Source organism: Alistipes dispar (assembly GCF_006542685.1).
GTDB lineage: Bacteria > Bacteroidota > Bacteroidia > Bacteroidales > Rikenellaceae > Alistipes > Alistipes dispar.
This window is the reverse complement of the sequence record NZ_AP019736.1, coordinates 2,781,444-2,803,359: the sequence shown is the minus strand read 5'-3', so window position 1 is coordinate 2,803,359 and position 21,916 is coordinate 2,781,444. Positions and strand designations below refer to the sequence as shown.

Below are 21,916 nucleotides of genomic sequence, written 5' to 3'. Positions count from 1 at the left end.
GGAAGATCCTTGCTGCCGCTTCGTCGGCGATGCGTCGTCCCGAACGGTATCGGCCCCGACGGTTGCCGTGTGAAAAACGGACTTTCGGGAGAGCGACCCGACGGACGGGAAAGCCCCGGGTGTCGGATCGTAAATTTCGAATGTCGGATTAAATAGGTATCTTTAAGTCGTAAAACGAGTACAGGACATGTCTGACAACCCCCAAATGGATCTTGCCCGGAAATTTCTCGAGCAAACCGGAATCAATGTCTTTCTCACGGGAAAAGCCGGTACGGGAAAGACCACTTTCCTGCGCGATCTCAGACAGAGCTCGCCCAAAAGAATGATTGTCGTAGCGCCGACAGGCGTCGCAGCGATCAATGCCGGAGGAGTTACCATTCACTCTTTCTTCCAGCTTCCGTTCGGACCTCACCTGCCTGGCGTGCTCCGGACCGGAGGAGAGAAGCGAATGAATTTCAGCAAGGAAAAAATAGCCGTCATCAGAAGCCTCGACCTGCTGGTCATCGACGAAATAAGCATGGTGCGTGCCGACCTGCTGGATGCGATGAACGACGTCTTGCGGCGATACAGGGACCGGGACAAACCGTTCGGCGGCGTACAGTTGCTGATGATCGGGGATCTCCAGCAACTCGCTCCTGTCGTAAAACAACCGGAATGGGAACTGCTCGGCAAATATTACGAGTCGCCCTACTTTTTCGACAGTGCGGCGCTGCGGGAAGCTAAATACATCACTCTGGAATTGAAACATGTCTATCGGCAGAGCGATACCGGATTCATAGATATTCTCAACCGGGTACGGGAAAACACCGTCACTCCGGACATACTGGAGAGGCTGAATTCAAGATATGTTCCCGGATTCGTCCCCGACGACAAAGACGGGTATATCACGCTGACATCGCATAACAATACGGCCCGTGCGATCAACGAGCGGAGGATGGCCGGTCTCGACACTCCGCCGCATACGTTTTCTTGCGACATAGAGGGCGATTTTCCGGAGTATCTTTTTCCCACAGACCGCGAACTTACGCTCAAGGCGGGAGCCCAGGTGATGTTCGTCAAAAACGATCCCACAGGACTTCAGCGCTATTTTAACGGCAAGATCGGCCGGATAACACGCATCGGCGAGTCGAAAATCGAAGTTGCACTCGACGATCTTGCCGAGCCCGTCGAAGTCGAACCCGGGGAATGGACGAACGTGAAGTATACCGTTGACCCGCAGACCCGGGAAATCAGCGAAACCGTGGAAGGGATATTCCGTCAATACCCTCTTAAAGCGGCTTGGGCGATAACCATCCACAAAAGCCAGGGGCTGACGTTCGATCGGGTCATTATCGACGCTGCGCATTCGTTCTCCCACGGCCAGGTGTACGTGGCATTGAGCCGTTGCCGGAGTTTCGAAGGGCTCGTACTCCGTACGCCCCTGCAGAAAAACGCGATCATCAACGATTCGGCGGTTGCGGATTTCAACAGGAACATGGAGACCGACCGGCCCGACGAAACCCTCTTCGCCGCACAGCGCCGGATATACTACCGCTCTCTTCTGACCGACATGTTCGATTTCACATCCTTGAAAATCAAAATATTCACGGTGCGAAAAGCATTCAACGAACACCTTGCGAAAATCTACCCGAAATCGACCGGAATGTGGAATGCCGCTTCGGGGCGGTTCATCTCGGAAATCGTCGCCATAAGCGAAAAATTCCAATATCAACTGGATGCGCTCCTGACCGTATCGTCCGATCCGGAGACCGACAGGCAGTTGACGGACCGTATCGTGAAAGCCCAGTCGTATTTTCTTGCGAAGTGCGAGGAGATCGTCATGCCTCTGATGAATCAGAGCGACATCGTCATTGACAATAAAGATATTAAAAAGAAAGTATCCGAGGCCGTCGGAAAATTGCAGGAGGCATTCGCCATAAAGACGGCCGTACTCGGCATGGACAATTCTTCGGGCTTCACGATCCGCAATTACCTCGACACGAGGGCCAAGGCAGCCGTAAAGGACCTTGCGGCCAAACGGTCGAATAACAAAAAAGCGGCAGCGGAGCCTGTTTCGGAAGACATCGAGAATCCGGAACTTTTCGAACGGCTCAGAACATGGCGCAAACGATGTGCGACCCGCGATGGCGTGCCGGCCTATGTGATCATGCAGCAGATCGCTCTCGTGACGGTATGCCGGGTACTTCCACGAAGCGAAAAGGAATTGTCCGACATAAAAGGGATCGGAAAGGTTTTCATGGCCAAATACGGTCCGCAGGTGCTCTCGATTGTCCGAGACTGGCTGGACGGAAAGGCCGAAGGCGAGACGGACTGATTCGGGCTTTTCATCCGACGGTTTGTTTTATCCGGCGTTCCGCGAAGGGTATGGGCCGGTGCGCCATCTTTCCGACTCCAGTTTTCCGATTTATCCGTTTTCCCGACCAAATATCCGCCGGGCGTCGATCGGAGAAATCGCGGAATGTACCAGCCGGTCGGCATTGGTCATAACATATCGGAACGGAATCTATTATGTAAGAAAAAACAAGCAGAGCAGCGGGGTAGCCGGTTAACAACTTCGGATAACGATTTGTTAACTCAACGCCTGCGTTTCGTTGCTTCAGGCTGCCCAATCGTCGAAATACAGAATATGACAACAATAGGCATATCGAACTATCCGACAATTAATTAGCTCTAATCTGCTCTATGGCGCAAACAGTCCCTTTCCCCGCTCTGAAAGCTGAGGAAAAAAGCGACGATAAAAGGTAAAGTCTTATGTATCATAAATATGCAAGGCTTTCCTGTTTTCGGAGCCTGTGGAAAATGCATTCGGAAGCAGGTTCATACATCCCGGTTCCTGCACCGTCCGATTCTTTTTCATTGTATTGCGATATCCTTCATCTTGACAAGGGACTCATAATGGACTAATTTTGCACCCCTTAAAGTTACGTGTTATGAGAAGTACCTTTCGGATTCTGTTTTACGTCAACAAACAACGCGCAAAGGACGGCCTGTCCCGATGATCTGTGTCCGGCTTACGGTCAACGGCAAAAGCACTTTCATATCGTCGCGCCTGACTATCCCGCTCGCCTTGTGGGATTCTGCCGCGAACAAGGCCGCCGGTAAGAGTGCCGAAGCACGGAATGTCAATGCCGAGTTGGAACGCATTCGGGCCAAACTGCTCCACCACTATCAACGTATCTCCGACCGCGACGCCTATGTCACGGCCGAACGGGTGAAGTCCGCCGGCCGAGTTTCTTTCCGACAAACTACATCGTGAGGATATTCCGCTGAAAGAGTTGACCGAAACTTTCATTACCGATTATGATCTTTATCTGCGAAGTGAGAAGAGGCTTACTCCCTCGTGTGTTTGTATCTACACCAAGCCACTGAAGATGATCGTGACGAAAGCCCACAACGCCGGCGTTATCGCCCGGAATCCCTTTGCCGACTATCATCCGAAGAAAACGACCAAAGAGCGAGGTTATCTGATCGAATCCGAGTTGCAGGCGTTGATGAACCACAAATTCACGTTCGACGGTTACGGCAAGGTGCGCGATATGTTCATCTTTTCCTGTTTTACGGGAATGGCTCATGCCGACGAGATGATTCAACGCTCATTCGACGGGGATTTATGGATTGTTAAGAAGCGGCAAAAGACGAGCACGCCGTTCAAAATCAAATTGTGCGGCATCACGAAACGCATCATCGCCCGTTACAAACGTGAGGTCGCGGGAACGAACCTCGTACTGCTTGTGCCCTACATCGCCTACTGTAACAGGGTATTGAAGAAAATTGCGGCGGAGGTCGGCATCGACAAGACGATGATAACCTATCACATGGCCCGCCACACGTTCGCCACGACCAATGCGCTGGCGCAAGGTATCCGTATCGAAGTCGTCAGCCGGATGCTGGGACACACGAATATCAAGACCGCCCAGATTTATGCCAAGGTAACGGATGATATGTTGGCAAAGGGTTTCGACGAAATGGCCGACATCTATTCCGCAAAATACAGCCTCGCATGATAAAAAGAGAAATCGAAGCGGCGGGCTTGCGGGCCGTCGGTTTTCTTTCATCGGCTCCCCTGCTGACGGACATGACAGCGGCACAGTCGCCCACCCATCAGCCGCTTCGCGCCCGCGCCTTTTTACAAAAGGTATAGCCTATTGGGGCATTTCTTTCCGCATTGCTCCGCAACGCTGAAAATGCCCCAATAGGCCAAAGGGGCTGCGCCCCTCTGAACACCCCTTGCGGTGGCAGCTCCGCGACCCAGACGGCGGCCGGGCCAACTCCGAATCCTTGCCCGCTTCGCTCCGATGCCGCCGAGAACAGATTATCCAAACCACCTAAAACTATACCGTTATGGGTTATGTCGTATTGCATATCGAAAAGGCGGCCGGAACGGACGCCGCCATGTCGGGACACGTCGAGCGGAGAATCGCACCCGCCAACGTCATAACGACACTTACCTACCTCAATGAAGAATTAGTAGAGTTCCTCAAAGGAGTGACCAACCGCATCGAAGCGATCCAGCACCGACTGGACAATGCCGGGCTGGAGCGCAAGATCGGAAAGAACCAAGTAAGGACTTGCATGTCATGCTCTCCGGAAGCCCCGAAGATATGAAGCGTATCCGACAGGCCGGGTAGTTGGATGCTTGGGCCAAGGATTCCTGCGGTTGGCTGCAAAAGACTTTCGGAAAGGAAAACGTCGTGTCGGCAGTCCTGCATCTGGACGAGAAGACGCCGCATATCCACGCGACCGTCGTGCCGATCACACGGGGCGAACGCAGAAAGGCTAAGCTGGAACGGGAGAAGAACGCCCAAAGCGGAAAGAGAACTTACCGAACAAAGAAAGACCGTCCGTGCCTGTGCGCCGACGGTGTGATGGCACGGGACAAACTCAAAGCCTACCAGACCACCTATGCCGAAGCGATGGCCAAATACGGACTGCGACGCGGCGTCGAGGGATCGGAAGCAAAACACATATCTACCCAACAATATTACCGCGAGGTATTGTCCGCAAGAACGAAATCGCCGAGCAGGTCGAGAACCTGAAAGAACAGCAAAAGACGCTGACGGTAGATATTGCTGCACTCCAAGCACAGCAACGAGCCGCGCAAACAGACTGCAACACCATCGACGAACAGCGGAGGAAGAAGAAAGAGAAACGGAGTTGGCGCAAACACGACGGGAGATTAAGACCGACAAACTAAAAGGCGTGGCCGTAAATGTCACGACGAAAGCCGTCGAAAGGATTGGGGCGTTGTTCCACGACCCCAAGCCCGCGAGGTATGAAAAGCAGATCGCGGACTTACAGGACATAATAGAGGGCAAAGACAAAGACATTAAGAGCCTGCAACGGGAAATAACAACCATGCAGGTCAGGCACGATAAAGAGAAAGACAAAATCAAATAACGGATGTACGAGGCGGTAAGAGCATTGATGTGCGTCGATGATCTATGTCCGGACGTAAAGAGGCTGTTGAAATAGGAAAACTATTGATTGTAAGAACGTCGGACTTGGACAAGAAGAGAACCAAAACGCTATCTACGATGCAGCCTTACCGATACACGGGAGAGCTGCACTCGACAAAGTATAATCATACGTTAAGGGCCAACGATGTTGTCCTGCAACTCAAACTCGACGAGGACGGCCCGACGGATTCCGGTTCACCATAAACGGAGAAGACTGCGATGTGTGGCTCAAACAGCAAGGAAAGGAGTTCTATCAGAAAATCGGGATAAATATCGAACCAAGGCAAAACAAAGGAAATAAATATAGCGTTGGAAATTAAATATATTTAGCCTATGCGATAATTTGGCATACCAATTTGCTATCTTTGGCAGAGGAATTAAAAAGTATGGCATCGGATCTTTTCAAAAAGTACATTTGGTTGGCCGACACGATCCGTCGGGCTGGGTCGATTACGTTCGCTGAAATCAACGAACGCTGGCAGCGCAGTACGCTGTCGGGCGGAAAACGGTTTGCGTTACGAACATTTCACAACCACCGCGAGGCGATCGAAGAACTATTCGGCATTCGCATCGCCTGCGACGAACGAACAAATCGCTACTACATCACCGACAGCGACGATCTGCAACGCGACAGCATGGCGAATTGGTTGCTCGACAGTTTCTCGGTTAGCAACATGTTGCGTGATACCCAATCGCTGCGCAGCCGCATACTGATAGAGAATATCCCCTCATCGAAAAGTTTTCTGACCTATATTTTGGAGGCGATGCGCGAGAACCGGCAGATCGGCGTTACCTACCAGCCTTTTTACGGGGACACACCGTTTGAGTTGACGCTCCGCCCGCTTTTCGTCAAACTCTACGAACGCCGCTGGTATCTCTATGCCGATAAACCGCATGAAGCGAAAATCAAACTCTACGCACTCGATCGGATGCAGGCGGTTCGGTTGACCGAAAAACGTTTTACGCCGCCCGCCGATCTCGATCCCGGGGATTATCTGTCCGGCGCCTTCGGCGTGGCTGTTTACGATGACATCAAACCCTGTACGATCCGAATCCGCGCCTACGGCGACGGGCCGAAATACTTGCGGACACTGCCTCTGCACGATTCGCAACAGGAGATCGAAACGACGGCCGATTATGCCGATTTCGAATATCGGGTCGCTCCTACTTACGAATTTTACCGGGCCGTATTGACACAGCACATCGATATTGAGGTACTGTCGCCGATCGCCGTGCGAAATGAAACAGAGCGGATCATCGACGAGATGAATCTTCTCTATTCACGGCATAAGCGGCGTATGATCTTTCTCGATTTCGATGGCGTACTCAACACCGGGCGGCATATTGCCGCGCTGAAAAGAGCCGGCAAACCGTTGTCGGATAAATACGGCTATCTGTTCGATCCCGAGTCAGTCGCCAATTTGGGCACGATCATCGACGCGACAGGGGCATCGGTCGTTATCTCCTCCTCGTGGAAATTCGAGGGAGCGGAACGTATGGCGGAGATGTGGCGCGAGCGCCGTTTGCCCGGCCGAATGATCGACATCACGGAAGAGTGTATGACAGCCGAGGAAATCCGGGCAATAAACCCCGACTTCGACGATCCCGAAATGTTTATCGGCAAAGGCAACGAGATCAAGCATTGGCTGCTTGAGCATACGGCCGAAGGATACCGCTACGTCATTCTGGATGACGAACCGGATATTTTATCCGAACAGCGACCGAATTTTATCCGGATCGATCCCGAGCGCGGCATCACGGAAGAGGATGCGCGGCGAGCGATTGAGATTTTGAATCATTAAATTAAAGAGATGACTGCAAAAACGAACCGGCAAAAACCGGCTGAGGCAGCGATTGCCGTTCCGATCGTCCGATACGACGGGAGTGAATACACGTTGCAAAACGAAGAGCGGTTGCAGGTTTGCATCGACAGGTCGCTGATTATCGACAACGGGCTGACTTTCGACTTGCAAAACCGCCTGCTCATCCCGGAGAGTCTTTACGACATCTGGTTCGGACGCGCGCGCGAAGCGCAGCGGTGTAAGGCGGAAAAACATCGGTGGAAGGTCTACTCGGAGCATATTCCTCTCTTCTGGCATCATCGGGAACAGATTCTTTCCGACCCTAAGCTCTTCTTTACCGAAACGCCGCTTAGGGTCTATGGTTTCGGAGAAATTTGCCTGGGAATACTTGTTAAGGCATGGATAGACTATCCGAACACTTTTTACAAACCATGCCCGAAATGTAAGGGGCGATCGCTTGTCTTCAGTTTCAGCGGTTCGCCCATGAGCGGAATGAGTTCCCACTCGGTACACTGCCTCGATTGCGGTACGGTTACCTCCGGAATAAGTGGCGGTGAGTTCGGAGCCTTCCGCGCAGCAATAAGATACATTATCCAAGCAAACCCCGTATCAGGCTATTCAAGTACATTATCATTAAACGACATAGTTACTCGATTAGATCCTTGTAATAAAGATTTTATATTCTAAGTTTAGAAGATAATGACTGATTTATTATATTTAGAAACCTAAAAATAAATAATAAAATGGATAAAAAGACTTTTCTACAATCGTTACGGAATATACAGCGGCTTCCAGAAAAAATAGACATCAACTTCGATGAAAGTCGAAAGATCCTATACATAGGAGTCGATTCTCTCTCAGTATGCAGGAATATGCAAGAAGACGCATCGGCGTTTGAAGGTTGGATATTTTGCATTTATGCTAATAGGAAAAGGGAAATTGAGCGTGTTATATTGTCATGGGATATACCTCAGATAAAAAACTTACATTATAAGCGGTTCTTGTATCGTGTATTAAAAATGCAGGAACATTTTTTATGGTTCGCACCTTCTGAAAATAATGTGGCGGATATCATAGATTTCAAAGATTCAGTTTACACAGTCGGAAATCTATTCCTAAATTATCCTCAGAATGATAGTAAAACAGAGAATATCAAAGAAAAAACCGAAGCATATTTCGAAAGAGCTTTTTTAGATCCCGAAAAACTTTTTCTCAATACATCTTTTGATGTATGTAATCATCAATTACCCGTAGGTATTTTCAGAGATAAGGTTGATAAAAAACATGGATTATTCCCATATGGAAAAAGTGCGATAGATTTATGGGCTATAAAAGCCGATGAATTATGGATATTCGAGTTAAAATATAACAATAAAAAAGTCGGTATTATCTCCGAACTACTTTTTTATCTTTGGATTATGGAAGACTTATGTTTTCATCATCGAATCGGATACGAATTACAGAAAGAGATTCCATCAATACGTGATTTTGATAAATTCTATTTAGCGGTACAGAAAAATATATCAACTATCTACGGAGTACTTTTAGTCGATGATTTACACCCGGCAATTACTTCTGAGCTAATCGACTTTATCAATCAGGAGAATTGCAATAAACAGATTATAGTCAAAACACAGAAATACAAACCGCATATTACTGTAAAACTACTATGACGATCACCATCCACCGCGGCATCGACCAGATCGGCGGGTGCATCACCGAAATCCGGACCGCCCGGTCGAAAATTCTGATCGATCTTGGACATAACCTTCCCAAAGGCAACGGCCCGTCGGAAGACCGGTTCGACAATGCCGGGGCCATTGCACAACTGTGCGAGGGATGCGATGCGGTATTCTACACGCACTATCACGGCGATCACGTGGATTTATTCCGGCATGTGCCGGAGCGGGTCGATCAATATATCGGGCCGTTAGCCAAAGCCGTAATGCGCATCCGGCTGGAACACCTGACGCATGTTCCGGGCGAGAAAGAGCGACGGGAAGCCGATTTGACGGCCGTCGAGCGATTCAAGACCTACGAACCCGCCCGTTGTATACGGGTCGGAAAAGATATTCGGATTACGCCCTATTTCGTCAGTCACTCGGCAGCCGACGCCTATATGTTTCTCGTCGAGGCCGACGGCAAACGGATTCTGCATACGGGCGATTTCCGGCAGCACGGCTATTTGGGGAAAGGACTGCTGCCGACGCTCGAAAAATACATCGCACCGCAAGGTATCGACGTATTGATTACCGAGGGAACGATGCTCGACCGCAACGAGAAGAAAATCGTCCACGAGAACGACCTGAAACGACAGGCTATTGAGTTGATGAAACGCTACAAAAACGTCTTCGTACTCTGCTCCTCGACGGATATGGACCGGTTGGCGACTTTTCACCGGGCAAATCGGGAAATGCGTAACCGTCCGTTCGTATGCGACGGCTATCAACAGCGGATTCTGGAATCGTTCGCCGGTCATGCCGGGGTGAAAAGCCCGCTTTTCAAATTCGATCACAAGGTTTACGGTTCCGACGAACGGAATGAAAAACTGCGGAAATGGATGTTGGATACGGGATTCACGATGTTGCTGCGCACCGGCCCCAAGTATCGGCGGTGGGTCGACACGTTGCTACCGGAACTGAATCCGGATGAAACCCTATTGATTTACTCGATGTTCCGCGGCTATATTCTTCCGACGCACGAAGCCTATAATCCGGATCTGAAGGCATTCGTCGCCCGGTTTCCGCACTCTGAATACGTGCATACATCGGGACATGCGACAACCGATACGCTGGCCGCCGTTTGCCGCACGGTCCCTCCGCATACAGCAATCATTCCGATCCATCGGGATAAAGGCTCCGATTTCGCCTCGCTCGACATCGGAGACGAACTGCGGTCGAAAATCGTTACGGCTTCACAAACGATCGACGGGATAGATTTCCTCGTAAAATAGTCGGGCCGAATCCGTTTTTACACTCCGCTGTGCAACTTTTCTGCACAGCGGATTTTTTATTTTGCAGTAAAAAGAAACGACAATGCTGGATATTTATTGGAAAGAAGGGAAAATGGGCTTTCTGACCGAACAGGGTATGCATCTCACAACGGCCCGGTGGCGATATGCGGAACGGCTCGACGACCGGACGGGAATCGTTTGCGATGTAGCCGGATATGCTCTGTTGCGAATCCATCCCCGGCGCCTGATTTCGCTCGACTGCGAACGTGCGGATCGGTACGGTACCGGTCTGGTACGAATTCGCCGCAATGGGAAATACGGATTACTCGACCGGGACGGTCAAATCATTATTCCGGCCGAATACGATATGCTGACCCGCCATTACGGACAATTCAACATCATCGGCCGGCAACGAAAATACGGATTGCTGAACCGACTCGGCGAATGGGTGCGGCCGCTCGTTTACGATGCGATCCTGCCCATAAGCCAGCGGGGCAATAACCGTTTCGCCTGTATTCGCCGCGGCAAAACCGAATTTTTATAGTTGGTTATGCTTTGGAACAGTTACAAAAAGAGTCGCATGCACAACTGCCCATGCCATTTTTTCGCATATCACACCCCTAACTTTGCCGAAAAGCAATGGAATGATGGAAGAACGGACTTTGATGCAGGATATCTGTGAAGTGGTGCAGTTGGCAAATGGTTCGCACTTATCGGACGATTTCTGGGGCAACGCGACACCTCTCCTCGAGCGTTTGGGACGGCGACTCGATCTGACGCCCGTGCAGACGATGTTGTTCGCCGTATTGATTGAGTTGTCGGACGACCGGAAAATCGTATTGAAGCAGCTTGCCGAATTTCTCGGCTGCCGCAAAGTCGAGCTGCTGAACCATGCGGCCGATTTCGAGGAATTAATCCGTCGACAGCTTATTCGCCGACGGCGTAGCGGATCGGCCGAACCGGATACCTACCGCATCCCGAAAATGGTACTCGAAGCGTTGCAGGCCGGAAAGAAATTCACTCCGCCCCCGATCTGCGGCCTTACGATCGACCAATTTTTCGTGCGACTGGGGAAATTAATCAGTTACACATCCCAACAGGAGATGTCGCAAACGGAACTCGCCGAAGAGTTGCAACAATTAATCGACCGAAACCAGCAGTTGGAATTTTGCTGCCGTTTTCGGGAAATTGCACAGTCTCTCCATATTTGGGATACGCTTGTCTTTGCACAATGCTGTAATCTCTATGTAAATAATCGGGACGACCATATCGGCTGGCATGACATAGAGGTGCTTTTCGATGACGAATGGGCTGCACGTTGCGAGAAAGACGCGTTGCTGGCCCGTTATAGCGAGCTGTTCGACCTAAACATCCTGGAAAATGCCCCGGACAGCGGCATGTTCGGCAACCGCGAAGCGTTCCGCCTGACCGACAAAGCGAAAACAACTCTCTTTTCCGAAATCCTGATCCAATTACAGGCTCCGCGCAACCGGAAAGAGTTGATCATAGCCTCCAGCCTTACTCCGAAAAAACTCTGGTTCAATCCCGGAGAGCAGGCGAAAATCGACCGGCTGGGGCTTTTACTCGAAGCAGAGCGATTCAATGCTGTCAGGCAGCAGCTATGGCAAAACGGTATGCGTCAGGGTTTTGCCTGCCTGTTTTACGGTTCGCCCGGTACGGGGAAAACCGAGTCGGTTTATCAATTAGCACGGCAAAGCGGCCGGGATATTATGCAGGTCGATATTTCGGAAACAAAAAGCATGTGGTTCGGCGAAAGCGAGAAACGCCTCAAAGAGATTTTCGACCGCTATCGCGGCTATGTGCGCGACTGCGACCCAGCTCCGATTCTGTTGTTCAACGAAGCGGATGCCGTATTGGGCCGCCGACGTACGACGATGGGCGGCTCTCTCGACCAAACCGAAAATGCAATGCAGAATATCCTATTGCAGGAGATCGAACGACTCGACGGCATCCTGATCGCTACCACCAATTTGACACAAAACCTTGACCAGGCTTTCGAGCGCCGATTCCTCTACAAAATCAAATTCTGTCGCCCGACATTTGAGACCCGTCGTGCTATCTGGCAAACGATGCTGCCGTCGTTAAAGATCACCGAAGTCGAAGAACTGTCCCGCATGTTCGACTTGAGCGGCGGTCAGATCGAAAACGTCATCCGTAAATACACTGCCGATTATCTTCTCACCATGGAATCGGATGCCGAACAAGATGCGTCTTTATTGGACAATCTCTATCTTTATTGTCGAGAGGAGTTGCACTATGATTCCGCATCCCGAAAAAGAATCGGGTATTGATTTATTCAGTATATTTGCAATATGAGTTCTTTTTCAAGGTAAGATACCGTGCAATACGGCGCAAAAGATCAGTTAGCAATTCGTTAACCGCTACAAACGAAAAATCCTCACAATTCGCTGATTGGCTTGTCGCAAGGATTTAATCGCCTGTTTTAGAGCGGCGAATTCTCGACCGACCGCCGGGGACGGCTGCTCGCCGAAAGCTCTACGCTCGACGATGGTACACCCGTCGAAATACGCTATGCCTACGATGGGCTGGGCCGGGTCGTCGGCAGGACAACAGGAGACGGCAAGTTCGTCACATCGCTGTCATACAACCTGCTGGGCTGGCAAACCGGACAGGTGAGCCGATTCGGAGAGCAGCCGCTCTTCTCGGCCCGATTGAGTTACTACCAACCGGAAATGAGCGCCACAACGCCCTCCTATACGGGAAATGTCTCCGAATGGACCTGGCAACACGCCGGCCGGGACGAAAACACCTACGCATTCGCCTATGACAGCTTCGCCCGTCTGACGGACACCAGGCATTACGAAGCCGGAGCCCTCACGGACCGTTTCGCGGAAAAGGGACTGACATACGATGCGAACGGAAACCTCCGGACCTTGATGCGGACCGGGAACGGACTGACATTGAACGATCTCGAATATTCCTACACGGGAAACCGCATCGCCTCGATAGCCGATGCAGGAGCGGTGTACGATTACGGCTACGATGCGAACGGAAATATGACGCACGATGGGGCCAACGATCTCGACATTACATATAATTGTCTGAATATGATACAAAAAGTCGAGAAAAAAGGGACTTTATCCGCAAATTATTCGTACCTTGCAGACAGCACGAAACTCTCGGCGACGGAGCCAGGCGGCGACGGACTCTATTATTCGGGTTCTTTGGTATACGGGAAACGTGACGGAAAACTATCGCTCGAAAGCGCGGGGTTCAACGGAGGCCGGTTCGTCGTGACATCGAACGGTATCCAAACGCATCTTTTCGTGACGGATCATCTGGGAAGCGTGCGCGCCGTCGTGGATCCCGCTTCGGGAGAAGCGACGGAAACCGACGACTACTATCCGTTCGGCCTGCGATGGGAAGATGCCGAAGCCCTTATTTCCGACAATCGCTACCGATACAACGGAAAGGAGGAACAGGTATTCGTCGGCATACCGTACGTCGATTTCGGATTCCGGATGATGGACCCTGAATTCAGAATCGGATGGAACACGGCCGACCCGAAAAGCGAAAAGTATTCGGGAAGTTCGCCCTACATATATTGCGGAAACGATCCGATAGGAAATATTGATCCGGATGGATCCGTGTACGACAAATATTATAATTCGTTGGGATACCTGATGTATGATACCGGAAAAGGCGATAAAACTTACGTAATCAGAGCTGCTGGGTATGAACGTGACTTTCGGGTAAACTCAATTTCGGAACAAGCGGCAATCGACACGGAAAATGCGATCCGACAAGGGAATCTGTCCGGACCGCACATGCAGAATATCATGGAAATAGAGTCCGTCCCCACGCTCAAGAAAATGAGAAACACCATAAAAGACGATGGCACCGGAGGCGATTCGGACAATAACAACAGGGAATACGGAGGGATCGTGAATCATGAAGGACAGATTGCAAATGTTTCTCAAGGCGAAGTCAGAGAGTCCGGAAAGCACGCGTCGGTGTCGATCAATCCGAAAGGAGCAAGAAGTGTCTATCACAGCCACCCGAGCGGATCGAAAAACCTCGGCCCATTAAAAGGGTCCAGCCGGTTCCCGAGCCGGCAAGATCATAAATCAATAGGAACTGCAACCGGATATTTATTTCAAATGAGAACAAAAGAAATAATCGTATTCGACAACAAGAAAATAGAAGCAATCGTATCTTTCAGTATCTTAGAAGACTTGTACAAATAATATGAAACGGTTTATATTTTGGAGCACGGTACTCCTCGCTTTGTCCGGCACAATGATGGGAATGGCACAGGAAAATAATGTAGTTATCTTCGACGGAGATGGAGGTCAGGAATATATATATAAAAAAAAGCATAAATACTATGTTTTAAAAGAAGATGGAATAGCGGACGTCGCTTCTGATCTTTTCAAGAAGAATAAACGCTGGGCAAAAAAAATCTTAAAAAAAGCAGTGCGGAATAAAAATAACGCGGTAGACATATTTGAATTGGTTGAAGGTGCCTATTTAGAGCCATTTGTAGGTTACACATTTAAAAATCAAGACAAATCAGAATATGAATATGGATATAATGATCACGATTTACCATTGGAGAAACACGCTCTTCGCATTCAATTGCCGATCGAACTATTCACTTATGAAAACGTATGGAAACTGTACGAATACATCATGGATCGGATTGACATTCCCGACACTCCTCCTTATATAGCAAGATTTTATGAACCCGAAATCCGGAAAGTCCTGAATGCGCCCCTGGAATAACTTCCAAGCCAAGCGATAACAAGCTATCTGTTATCGCTTGGCTTTTATACCATGACACCGGATCGGAACACCGCCGGCCCCGACTTCATACAAGAAAAGGATCACGATACGACACCCATATATCCGGCCAACGCACCGGATACTGAAACTCGACCGGAAAATCGGGATCACAACGGCTGCTGCTCTCGGGACATGCAGACCGTAAACCTCTCCGGACGTTCCGGCAACCCTTGACGGGAAGAACCGAGCCTCATTCGGATGGGAATGGGACATCATATCGATCCGGATAAATTATCAACTCCCACGTTCCTCCGAAATACCGGCCCTTGGAATACAGGAAATACCAACCAGGCTGCTCGTCATCCTCAAGACCATACAGGGAGTTTTCCGGATAATCCTTGTACCGGAAGCATCTCGTTTCCTCCGTAGGAGTGAAGAGCCCGGGATTGTCGCCACTGAAGATGATCGTCTTTCCGTGAAAAGGCATCCACCCGATAGGCGATTTCGTTTTGTGCGGATAACGACACAAGGAGCCGGACATCTCGATCTCCAGGTCCTCGGCCTTTATCCTCATCAGAATGTATTCGTCCGCCTCATATTCATCAGAATGGAACACGTGGTGCCCGGTCGCCAGCAGAAGCGAATTGAAAAGTTGTACGAACGGCGCTTTCGCTGCCAACCGGGGCAAGGTGTACTCAACGGGCACCGTGGGGATCGGATTGTCATCATACTGGCTGTTCAGAATATCGGCCAGCGTCTGTCCTGGACAGACGCTTACCCCTAAAACAGCGAAAACGGTGATAAACAGTAGCTTCATAAAGTTAATTTGTATATTTTTCAAAGTCCGCTGCCCGGGACTTCACTGAATAAGGTATCTTTCGTTTAGTCGGCACATGATATATATGAAATGATGCGACCTTAAACCCGCATGATATCATACTATTTGTAAGTAATTTTATTGCTTCCATATCTCCTCCGTTTCCTTGCTCATCAGACCCTGTCAACCCTGAAGGAAAAGCATCTTTGGGATGGCTGTGATTGACCTCGCGGATCGTATAACCATATCCAATCTGACCTCTTATTAGCTTCATAAGTCCAGCCTCTCGTCTCTCCGTATGCGATGTCGTAATAAAATTTAAGCCTTTATCACCCTCTAATCCCGTCATAATTTGCCCGATTTCGACTTTCGTAGGGCTTCCTGTGATATTGTCCGCTAAAAATTCAAATAATGCAGTTCCGTTTTTATCTCCCCGGACTCGATAAACATCATATGAATTGATTCCCTTTTCATCATCTAGGTAAGTATACGAGTTTTGTTGCACAACCGTTTTATATGGGAATTCAATTGAATAATTATCTCCAATCATCCGGTTTCCATACTCATCCACCATAAAAAAAGCATCGCTTCGGGTCGTTTTAAGGTGTCTCACGATATTTCCATATGAATTGATCTCCCAAATATCCTGCCCTTCAAGGTCGATCAGATTAACCGGATTCCCCGCACAAAAAGCATAAGGTGAGACGGGAAAATACTTTTCCGCCAGCGGGTCTGCGCCGTTCCATCCCAACCGGAACTTCGGATCGAATTGGCGGAATCCGGAATCCGAAATCCGTGTAGGGAATCTTCAGGAACGACAAGTCTTCCTTACCGTTGTAACGGTAGCGGTTGTCGGATACGGAAGATCCAGAATCGGCCCACCGTAGGCCGAAAGGATAGTAGTCGTTCTGTTCGACGACTTCGCCCGAAGAGGTCCGCACGGCCCGTACGCTTCCCAGGTGATCCGTTACGAAATAACGCGCTTCCAGACCGCCGGACGTCTTTATAAAGCGTCCGCCGTCGAATTCCACGCTCTCCAACTCCAAGGATTGGCCCGAAGAAGGCCGTTCGTAAACCAAAGAACCTACATAACACAAACCGTGGCCGTCGTCACTGGACATCAAATACTTCCGACCGTTCGAAAGATAAGAAAAATTTGCCAGCAATCTGCCGTCTCGCGTAACTTTTTCTATCAGATTCAGTCGATTATACGTCATATCGAGTCCGTTTGCCCCGTCATGGACCAGATTCCCGTTCGTATCATAGGCATACGGATAAGCCGTCCCGGAATCGGAAAGCGACACGAGACGGTTCCCCGCATAGGTGTATGCGAAATCGGTCGTCACCGCATCACCCTGCGATCGTTGCAGGGTCAGTATATTGCCGTTCCGGTCGTAGGTCAGCGACCGTTCCACGAACCGGTCGGTACGTTCCCCGGCCTGATATTGCCTCGTATCCGTCAGATGGGAGAGGCCGTCATAGGCGAAAGCATAGGTGTTTTCCTCTCCACCGGCATGCCGCCACGTCCATTCGGCGATATTGCCCGTATGAATGAATCGCTGAAAGGCACTGAGAGCTGTCAGGTAGTTCCGCCGAATATCCGGGGAATCATTGTGTTGGCTTGTTCTCTCCGAAATTTGTAAAAGTCCAAACGGAAGTTGCTTCCGCCTTGCAATTTCAGGACAAGCTCGTCAATAGTCATGCCGTTGATTTTATAGCTTAACTCTCGGGTGATTCTTCGGCATTCATGACAGAGATCTTCACGAAGATCGACATGCTCATTATTCGTGATCTGAAGATCCGGAGAGAGATTTTCTTCCTCGACGTAAAGGGGAGTGCTTATTTTCGGGGCTGGAAATTATGCGTAATCCGTAATTTCGCATTGTACGTCCCATTCTTCCGTAAATGATTCCTGAAGGCACAAACCTTGAAAGCTGCCATTGGTTAATTCTTTTTGGCTCAAAAACAATCATTTTTCTGCCTTTTTGTGAAGATATACCAACCCGAGAAGATCGGAATGCACCAAAAAAACATATAGCGATCTGTGAGAATCGCTATATGTTAAGATAGATAGGAATTCGAGCGGAAAACGGGATTCGAACCCGCGACCCTCAGCTTGGGAAGCTGATGCTCTACCGACTGAGCTATTTCCGCAATTCGGAGTACAAAGTTACTCCGCTTTTTTGATTTTGCAAATCCCGGGGACGAAAAAACGTGCGCTACCCCACGATTTTTTCCAACGATGCGAGGTTCCGGGGATTCTTCAGCGTTTTGCCTTCGGGTGTGTAGAGATAGGCTATCCGGTCGCCGAAGTGTTTCTCGACTTTGCCGCGGACCACTTTCATCGTACTGTTCACCAGCCCGTTCTGCTCCGTGAAGGCTTCGTCCACGATCGCCAGTCCCGCCGGCAGCCACCGCTCGGGGAACTCCCCGGCGTAGATGCCTCCCGCGCGGTAGCGGTCGATTTCCGCCCCGAGAATTTCCGCTGCGGCAGCGGCCCGGTCTCCCGGCGCCACGCCGCGGTTGTCCAGCTCGCGCCGCAGCGCTTCGCGGTTCGGCACCACGACGGCTCCCGTAAACGGGCTCTGGTTGTTGTGTATCAGAATCTGGTCGATGTAGGGCGATTTGTCCACGATCGCCTCCTCCATTCCCTCGGGGCTGTATTTCTCGCCGTCCGACGAGATCAGCAGGCTCTTGAAACGTCCCAGCACGTAGAGGAAGTCGTCCTCCGAGACATAGCCCATGTCGCCCGTGTGCAGCCAACCGTCGCGCACCGTGTCGGCCGTGGCTTCGGGATTCTTCCAGTACCCGGCCATGACGTTTTCGCCGCGGACGACGATTTCGCCCCGCTGTCCGCGGGGCAGTTCGCGTCCCTGTTCGTCCACGATCTTCAGGTCGAGCGGAATCAGTATCTTGCCCGACGATCCGAACCGATGCCAGTGGTGTTTGGGCGAGTTGGTCGAAATCACGGGTGTCGCCTCCGACAGGCCGTATCCCTGGAACATGGGGATGCCGATGGCGTAGAAGAAGCGTTGCAGTTCCGTGTCGAGCAGCGCGCCGCCGCCGACGAAAAATTCGAGGCAGCCGCCGAACGCCGCGCGGACCTTGCGGAACAGCAGGGCGTCGAACAGCCCCACTGCGGGAGCCAGTGCGATCCGCCAGCCGCGGCCCCGGCCGTACCCGTCCTGATTGTAGATATAGGCCGTGCGGAGCGCCAGCCGGAACAGCCGTTCGGTGAAGGGGCCTTTCGCGCGGATCGAACTCTCGATGTTCTTCCGGAAGTTCTTGGCCAGCGCCGGGACCGACAGCAGAAAGTGCGGCTGCACCTCGCGGATGTTCTGCGGGATGTTCTTGAGCGTCTCCATCGGTGTCGCGCCGATCTGCACCGTGGCCACCGAGGCGCCGCAGGCAATCATGATGTAGAACCCTACCACGTGGGCGAAGCAGTGGTCCAGCGGCAGGATGATGAGCGTGCGGTAGTACGGAGGAATGTCGATGCGCGAGAGCGACTGTTCGACGTTGGCCGTATAGTTGCGGTGCGTCAGCACGACGCCTTTCGGGTCGGCCGTCGTGCCCGACGTGTAGGTGATCGTGGCGTAGTCGTCGTTGCGGATCGCCTGTCCGCGCCGCATGAATTCCTCGCGGTTCTTCGCCAGGTAGTCGCGGCCCAGCCGCTTGAGCGTCCCGAAGGCCGTCTCGCCCGCCTCGAGCGGGAGGTGTCCGAAGACGACGATGTGCTCGACTCCGGGCAGTTCCTGCCGGATGCGCCGGATTTTGGGCAGTTGGTATTTCGAAACGAACAGCGCCCGGACCTCGGCGTGCCGCAGGCGGAAGAGCAGGTCGTTCGACTCCTCGAGCTTCACCGAGAGCGGCACGCTGACCGCTCCGGCGTAGAAGAGCCCCAGCTCGGAGATGATCCAGGCATTGCTGCCTTCGGCCAGAATGGCCACCTTGTCCTGCGGGCGGATGCCGAGCGAGGCCAGTCCCGCCCCGACCTCGATCGCCTGCTCGCGGGTTTCGGCGTAGGTCGTCGGTTCGAATTTGCGGTGACGCTTCTCGAGCAGGAAGGTCTTGGCTCCGTACTTCGCGACGGAGTCTTCGAACAGGTCGATGATGGTCTTCTTCATGTCTTATTCTGTGGTAGTATGTTGGGGCCGGTCCGGAGAGCGGGCGCGTCCGTCAGTCCATCTTCAGTACGGCGAGGAAGGCCGACTGCGGCACTTCGACGTTGCCGATCTGGCGCATGCGCTTCTTGCCCTTCTTCTGCTTTTCGAGCAGCTTGCGCTTGCGCGATATGTCGCCTCCGTAACACTTGGCCGTCACGTCCTTGCGCACGGCCTTCACCGTCTCGCGGGCGATGATCTTGGCCCCCACGGCGGCCTGTATGGCGATGTCGAACTGCTGGCGCGGGATCAGCTCCTTGAGCTTCTCGCACATTTTGCGGCCGAAATCGTAGGCGTGGTCCGTGTAGGTAAGCGACGAGAGGGCGTCCACCGGCTCGCCGTTGAGCAGGATGTCCAGTTTGACGAGTTTCGAGAGCTGGAACCCCGTGCGGTGGTAGTCGAACGAGGCGTAGCCTTTCGAGATGCTCTTGAGCTTGTCGTAGAAGTCGAAGACGATCTCCGAGAGAGGCATGTCGAAATTCACTTCCACGCGGTCCTGCGTGATGAATGTCTGGTTCTTCATCACCCCGCGCTTGTCGATGCAGAGCTTGATGACGTTGCCCAGAAACTCCGACTTGGTGATGATCTGCGCCAGGATGTAGGGTTCCTCGATCTTGGCGATCTTCGTCACCTCGGGCAGTCCCGAGGGGTTGTGGACCTCCACCGTATCGCCCTGCGTGGTGGTCACGCGGTACGAGACGTTCGGCACGGTGGTGATCACGTCCATGTCGAATTCGCGGTACAGCCGCTCCTGGATGATCTCCATGTGCAGCAGCCCGAGGAATCCGCAGCGGAATCCGAATCCGAGGGCCAGCGAGCTTTCGGGTTCGAACGTCAGCGAGGCGTCGTTGAGCTGCAACTTCTCGAGCGAGGCGCGCAGGTCCTCGTACTGGTCGGCTTCCACGGGGTAGATGCCGGCGAAGACCATCGGCTTCACGTCCTCGAAGCCGGCGATGGCCTCCCGCGAGGGGTTGGCCACCGAGGTGATCGTGTCGCCCACCTTCACGTCCGACGAAGTCTTGATGCCCGAGCAGATATACCCCACGTCTCCGGCCCTGATCTCCTGCCGGGGCTGCATCTTGAGTTTCAGCACGCCGATTTCGTCGGCGTCGTATTCGCTGCCCGTGTTGAAGAACTTCACGTGGTCGCCCTTGCGCAGCGTGCCGTTGAAGACGCGGTAATAGGCGATGATGCCGCGGAAGGGGTTGAACACCGAGTCGAAGATGAGCGCCTGCAACGGGGCGTTTTCGTCGCCTTTCGGGGCGGGAATGCGCGTGACGATGGCTTCGAGCACCTCCTCGACACCCTGTCCCGTCTTGCCCGAGGCCAGGAGAATGTCCTCGTCCTTGCAGCCGATCAGGTCGATCACCTGATCCTTCACCTCGTCGATCATCGCCGAATCCATGTCGATCTTGTTCAGCACGGGGACGATCTCCAGATCGTGCCCGACGGCCAGGTAGAGGTTCGAAATGGTCTGGGCCTGAATGCCCTGCGTGGCGTCCACCACCAGCAGCGCCCCTTCGCACGAGGCGATGGCGCGCGAGACCTCGTACGAGAAATCGACGTGTCCCGGGGTGTCGATCAGGTTGAGCGTGTACGTCTGCCCGTCGCGGGCCGTGTACTCCATCTGGATCGCGTGGCTCTTGATCGTGATGCCCTTTTCGCGTTCGAGGTCCATGTCGTCCAGCACCTGCGACTGCATTTCCCGCTGATTCAGCGTGTTGGTCTTTTCCAGCAGCCGGTCCGCGAGGGTCGATTTGCCGTGGTCGATATGGGCTATGATGCAAAAGTTCCGAATGTTTTTCATGGATTCCGCGTAAAAAATACGGGCAAATATACGAAATATATTTGAATTTCCGGCCTTCGTGCGGCGTCCTCCCGCCTTCCGGTCCGGGAACGGAAGTCGTCTGGCGTGGGGGCGTCGGTTCCGGCGGGGATATTCCCTCTCCGCCGCGATT

General features: G+C 52.0%; 19 protein-coding genes, 1 tRNA gene and 2 pseudogenes. 16 read left to right on the top strand and 6 right to left on the bottom strand.

Annotated features, from left to right (window positions below; genetic code table 11):
- Positions 1–187 precede the first annotated feature (187 nt).
- The 16 genes and pseudogenes from FME97_RS11670 to FME97_RS11610 all read left to right on the top strand — a co-directional run bounded on the left by FME97_RS11670 (position 188) and on the right by FME97_RS11610 (position 14,978).
- Entirely contained in the window at positions 188–2,314 is a 2,127-nt protein-coding gene (locus FME97_RS11670) for an HRDC domain-containing protein (protein ID WP_141429791.1), read from the top strand.
- 654 nt (positions 2,315–2,968) lie between these two features.
- Positions 2,969–3,256: pseudogene (locus tag FME97_RS12720) on the top strand (Arm DNA-binding domain-containing protein); the annotation flags it as partial.
- A pseudogene (locus tag FME97_RS12670) lies at positions 3,243–3,419 on the top strand (phage integrase SAM-like domain-containing protein); the annotation flags it as partial. The pseudogenes FME97_RS12720 and FME97_RS12670, both read left to right, overlap by 14 nt.
- Before the next feature lie 72 nt (positions 3,420–3,491).
- Positions 3,492–4,004, top strand: coding sequence for a site-specific integrase (locus FME97_RS11660; RefSeq protein ID WP_317129409.1), 513 nt, complete (start codon positions 3,492–3,494; stop codon positions 4,002–4,004).
- Positions 4,001–4,141 carry a hypothetical protein gene (locus FME97_RS12425; protein ID WP_162502089.1) on the top strand — a complete coding sequence of 47 codons (141 nt, stop codon included), beginning with the start codon at positions 4,001–4,003 and terminating at the stop codon, positions 4,139–4,141. The genes FME97_RS11660 and FME97_RS12425 overlap by 4 nt, the downstream gene beginning before the upstream one ends.
- Positions 4,142–4,341: 200 nt before the next feature.
- Complete coding sequence (locus FME97_RS12625) at positions 4,342–4,605, top strand: plasmid recombination protein (protein WP_232522887.1); 264 nt, start codon at positions 4,342–4,344, stop codon at positions 4,603–4,605.
- Positions 4,606–4,691: 86 nt separating this feature from the next.
- Positions 4,692–5,036 (top strand): plasmid recombination protein, encoded by a 345-nt coding sequence (locus FME97_RS12620; RefSeq protein ID WP_232522886.1) that lies wholly within the window; start codon positions 4,692–4,694, stop codon positions 5,034–5,036.
- A 118-nt stretch (positions 5,037–5,154) separates the two neighbouring features.
- Positions 5,155–5,397, top strand: coding sequence for a hypothetical protein (locus tag FME97_RS12615; RefSeq protein WP_232522885.1), 243 nt, complete (start codon positions 5,155–5,157; stop codon positions 5,395–5,397).
- A gap of 478 nt (positions 5,398–5,875) precedes the next feature.
- Entirely contained in the window at positions 5,876–7,258 is a 1,383-nt protein-coding gene (locus FME97_RS11650) for an HAD domain-containing protein (RefSeq protein ID WP_162502088.1), read from the top strand.
- 9 nt (positions 7,259–7,267) lie between these two features.
- Positions 7,268–7,945 carry a hypothetical protein gene (locus tag FME97_RS11645; RefSeq protein ID WP_141429787.1) on the top strand — a complete coding sequence of 226 codons (678 nt, stop codon included), beginning with the start codon at positions 7,268–7,270 and terminating at the stop codon, positions 7,943–7,945.
- A 56-nt stretch (positions 7,946–8,001) separates the two neighbouring features.
- Positions 8,002–8,931, top strand: coding sequence for a hypothetical protein (locus FME97_RS11640; RefSeq protein WP_141429786.1), 930 nt, complete (start codon positions 8,002–8,004; stop codon positions 8,929–8,931).
- On the top strand, positions 8,928–10,211 hold the full coding sequence (locus FME97_RS11635) for an MBL fold metallo-hydrolase (protein ID WP_141429785.1): 1,284 nt from the start codon (positions 8,928–8,930) through the stop codon (positions 10,209–10,211). The genes FME97_RS11640 and FME97_RS11635 overlap by 4 nt, the downstream gene beginning before the upstream one ends.
- An 82-nt stretch (positions 10,212–10,293) precedes the next feature.
- Positions 10,294–10,755: a WG repeat-containing protein gene (locus FME97_RS11630; RefSeq protein ID WP_141429784.1), complete on the top strand. Its 462-nt coding sequence runs from the start codon at positions 10,294–10,296 to the stop codon at positions 10,753–10,755.
- A 100-nt stretch (positions 10,756–10,855) separates the two neighbouring features.
- Positions 10,856–12,523: an ATP-binding protein gene (locus tag FME97_RS11625; RefSeq protein WP_141429783.1), complete on the top strand. Its 1,668-nt coding sequence runs from the start codon at positions 10,856–10,858 to the stop codon at positions 12,521–12,523.
- 342 nt (positions 12,524–12,865) lie between these two features.
- Positions 12,866–14,440, top strand: coding sequence for an RHS repeat domain-containing protein (locus FME97_RS11615; RefSeq protein ID WP_141429782.1), 1,575 nt, complete (start codon positions 12,866–12,868; stop codon positions 14,438–14,440).
- Position 14,441: 1 nt separating this feature from the next.
- Positions 14,442–14,978: a hypothetical protein gene (locus FME97_RS11610; protein ID WP_141429781.1), complete on the top strand. Its 537-nt coding sequence runs from the start codon at positions 14,442–14,444 to the stop codon at positions 14,976–14,978.
- 250 nt (positions 14,979–15,228) lie between these two features.
- On the opposite strand, the gene FME97_RS11605 is transcribed toward FME97_RS11610, so the two are convergent.
- From FME97_RS11605 to lepA, 6 genes are all read right to left on the bottom strand, one after another.
- Positions 15,229–15,795: a hypothetical protein gene (locus tag FME97_RS11605; protein ID WP_141429780.1), complete on the bottom strand. Its 567-nt coding sequence runs from the start codon at positions 15,793–15,795 to the stop codon at positions 15,229–15,231.
- Positions 15,796–15,799: 4 nt separating this feature from the next.
- A complete protein-coding gene (locus tag FME97_RS11600) occupies positions 15,800–16,408 on the bottom strand; it encodes a JAB-like toxin 1 domain-containing protein (RefSeq protein WP_141429779.1) in 609 nt (202 codons plus the stop codon).
- Positions 16,409–16,463: 55 nt separating this feature from the next.
- Positions 16,464–17,210 carry an RHS repeat domain-containing protein gene (locus FME97_RS11595; RefSeq protein ID WP_141429778.1) on the bottom strand — a complete coding sequence of 249 codons (747 nt, stop codon included), beginning with the start codon at positions 17,208–17,210 and terminating at the stop codon, positions 16,464–16,466.
- A 666-nt stretch (positions 17,211–17,876) separates the two neighbouring features.
- A tRNA-Gly gene (locus FME97_RS11590) sits at positions 17,877–17,949 on the bottom strand.
- 65 nt (positions 17,950–18,014) lie between these two features.
- Positions 18,015–19,922 carry an AMP-dependent synthetase/ligase gene (locus FME97_RS11585; RefSeq protein WP_141429777.1) on the bottom strand — a complete coding sequence of 636 codons (1,908 nt, stop codon included), beginning with the start codon at positions 19,920–19,922 and terminating at the stop codon, positions 18,015–18,017.
- A gap of 52 nt (positions 19,923–19,974) precedes the next feature.
- Positions 19,975–21,765, bottom strand: a complete 1,791-nt coding sequence (lepA, locus tag FME97_RS11580; RefSeq protein WP_141429776.1) for a translation elongation factor 4 — start codon at positions 21,763–21,765, stop codon at positions 19,975–19,977.
- Positions 21,766–21,916 lie beyond the last annotated feature (151 nt).

What these genes read in the sequence shown, in the direction of transcription:
- lepA (WP_141429776.1), bottom strand. Translation starts at nt 21,765, where the DNA reads ATGAAAAACATTCGGAACTTTTGCATCATAGCCCATATCGACCACGGC.
- FME97_RS11660 (WP_317129409.1), top strand. Translation starts at nt 3,492, where the DNA reads ATGAACCACAAATTCACGTTCGACGGTTACGGCAAGGTGCGCGATATG.
- FME97_RS11640 (WP_141429786.1), top strand. Translation starts at nt 8,002, where the DNA reads ATGGATAAAAAGACTTTTCTACAATCGTTACGGAATATACAGCGGCTT.
- FME97_RS11585 (WP_141429777.1), bottom strand. Translation starts at nt 19,922, where the DNA reads ATGAAGAAGACCATCATCGACCTGTTCGAAGACTCCGTCGCGAAGTAC.
- FME97_RS11605 (WP_141429780.1), bottom strand. Translation starts at nt 15,795, where the DNA reads ATGAAGCTACTGTTTATCACCGTTTTCGCTGTTTTAGGGGTAAGCGTC.
- FME97_RS11610 (WP_141429781.1), top strand. Translation starts at nt 14,442, where the DNA reads ATGAAACGGTTTATATTTTGGAGCACGGTACTCCTCGCTTTGTCCGGC.
- FME97_RS11670 (WP_141429791.1), top strand. Translation starts at nt 188, where the DNA reads ATGTCTGACAACCCCCAAATGGATCTTGCCCGGAAATTTCTCGAGCAA.
- FME97_RS11645 (WP_141429787.1), top strand. Translation starts at nt 7,268, where the DNA reads ATGACTGCAAAAACGAACCGGCAAAAACCGGCTGAGGCAGCGATTGCC.
- FME97_RS11635 (WP_141429785.1), top strand. Translation starts at nt 8,928, where the DNA reads ATGACGATCACCATCCACCGCGGCATCGACCAGATCGGCGGGTGCATC.
- FME97_RS11625 (WP_141429783.1), top strand. Translation starts at nt 10,856, where the DNA reads ATGATGGAAGAACGGACTTTGATGCAGGATATCTGTGAAGTGGTGCAG.
- FME97_RS12425 (WP_162502089.1), top strand. Translation starts at nt 4,001, where the DNA reads ATGATAAAAAGAGAAATCGAAGCGGCGGGCTTGCGGGCCGTCGGTTTT.
- FME97_RS12625 (WP_232522887.1), top strand. Translation starts at nt 4,342, where the DNA reads ATGGGTTATGTCGTATTGCATATCGAAAAGGCGGCCGGAACGGACGCC.
- FME97_RS11630 (WP_141429784.1), top strand. Translation starts at nt 10,294, where the DNA reads ATGCTGGATATTTATTGGAAAGAAGGGAAAATGGGCTTTCTGACCGAA.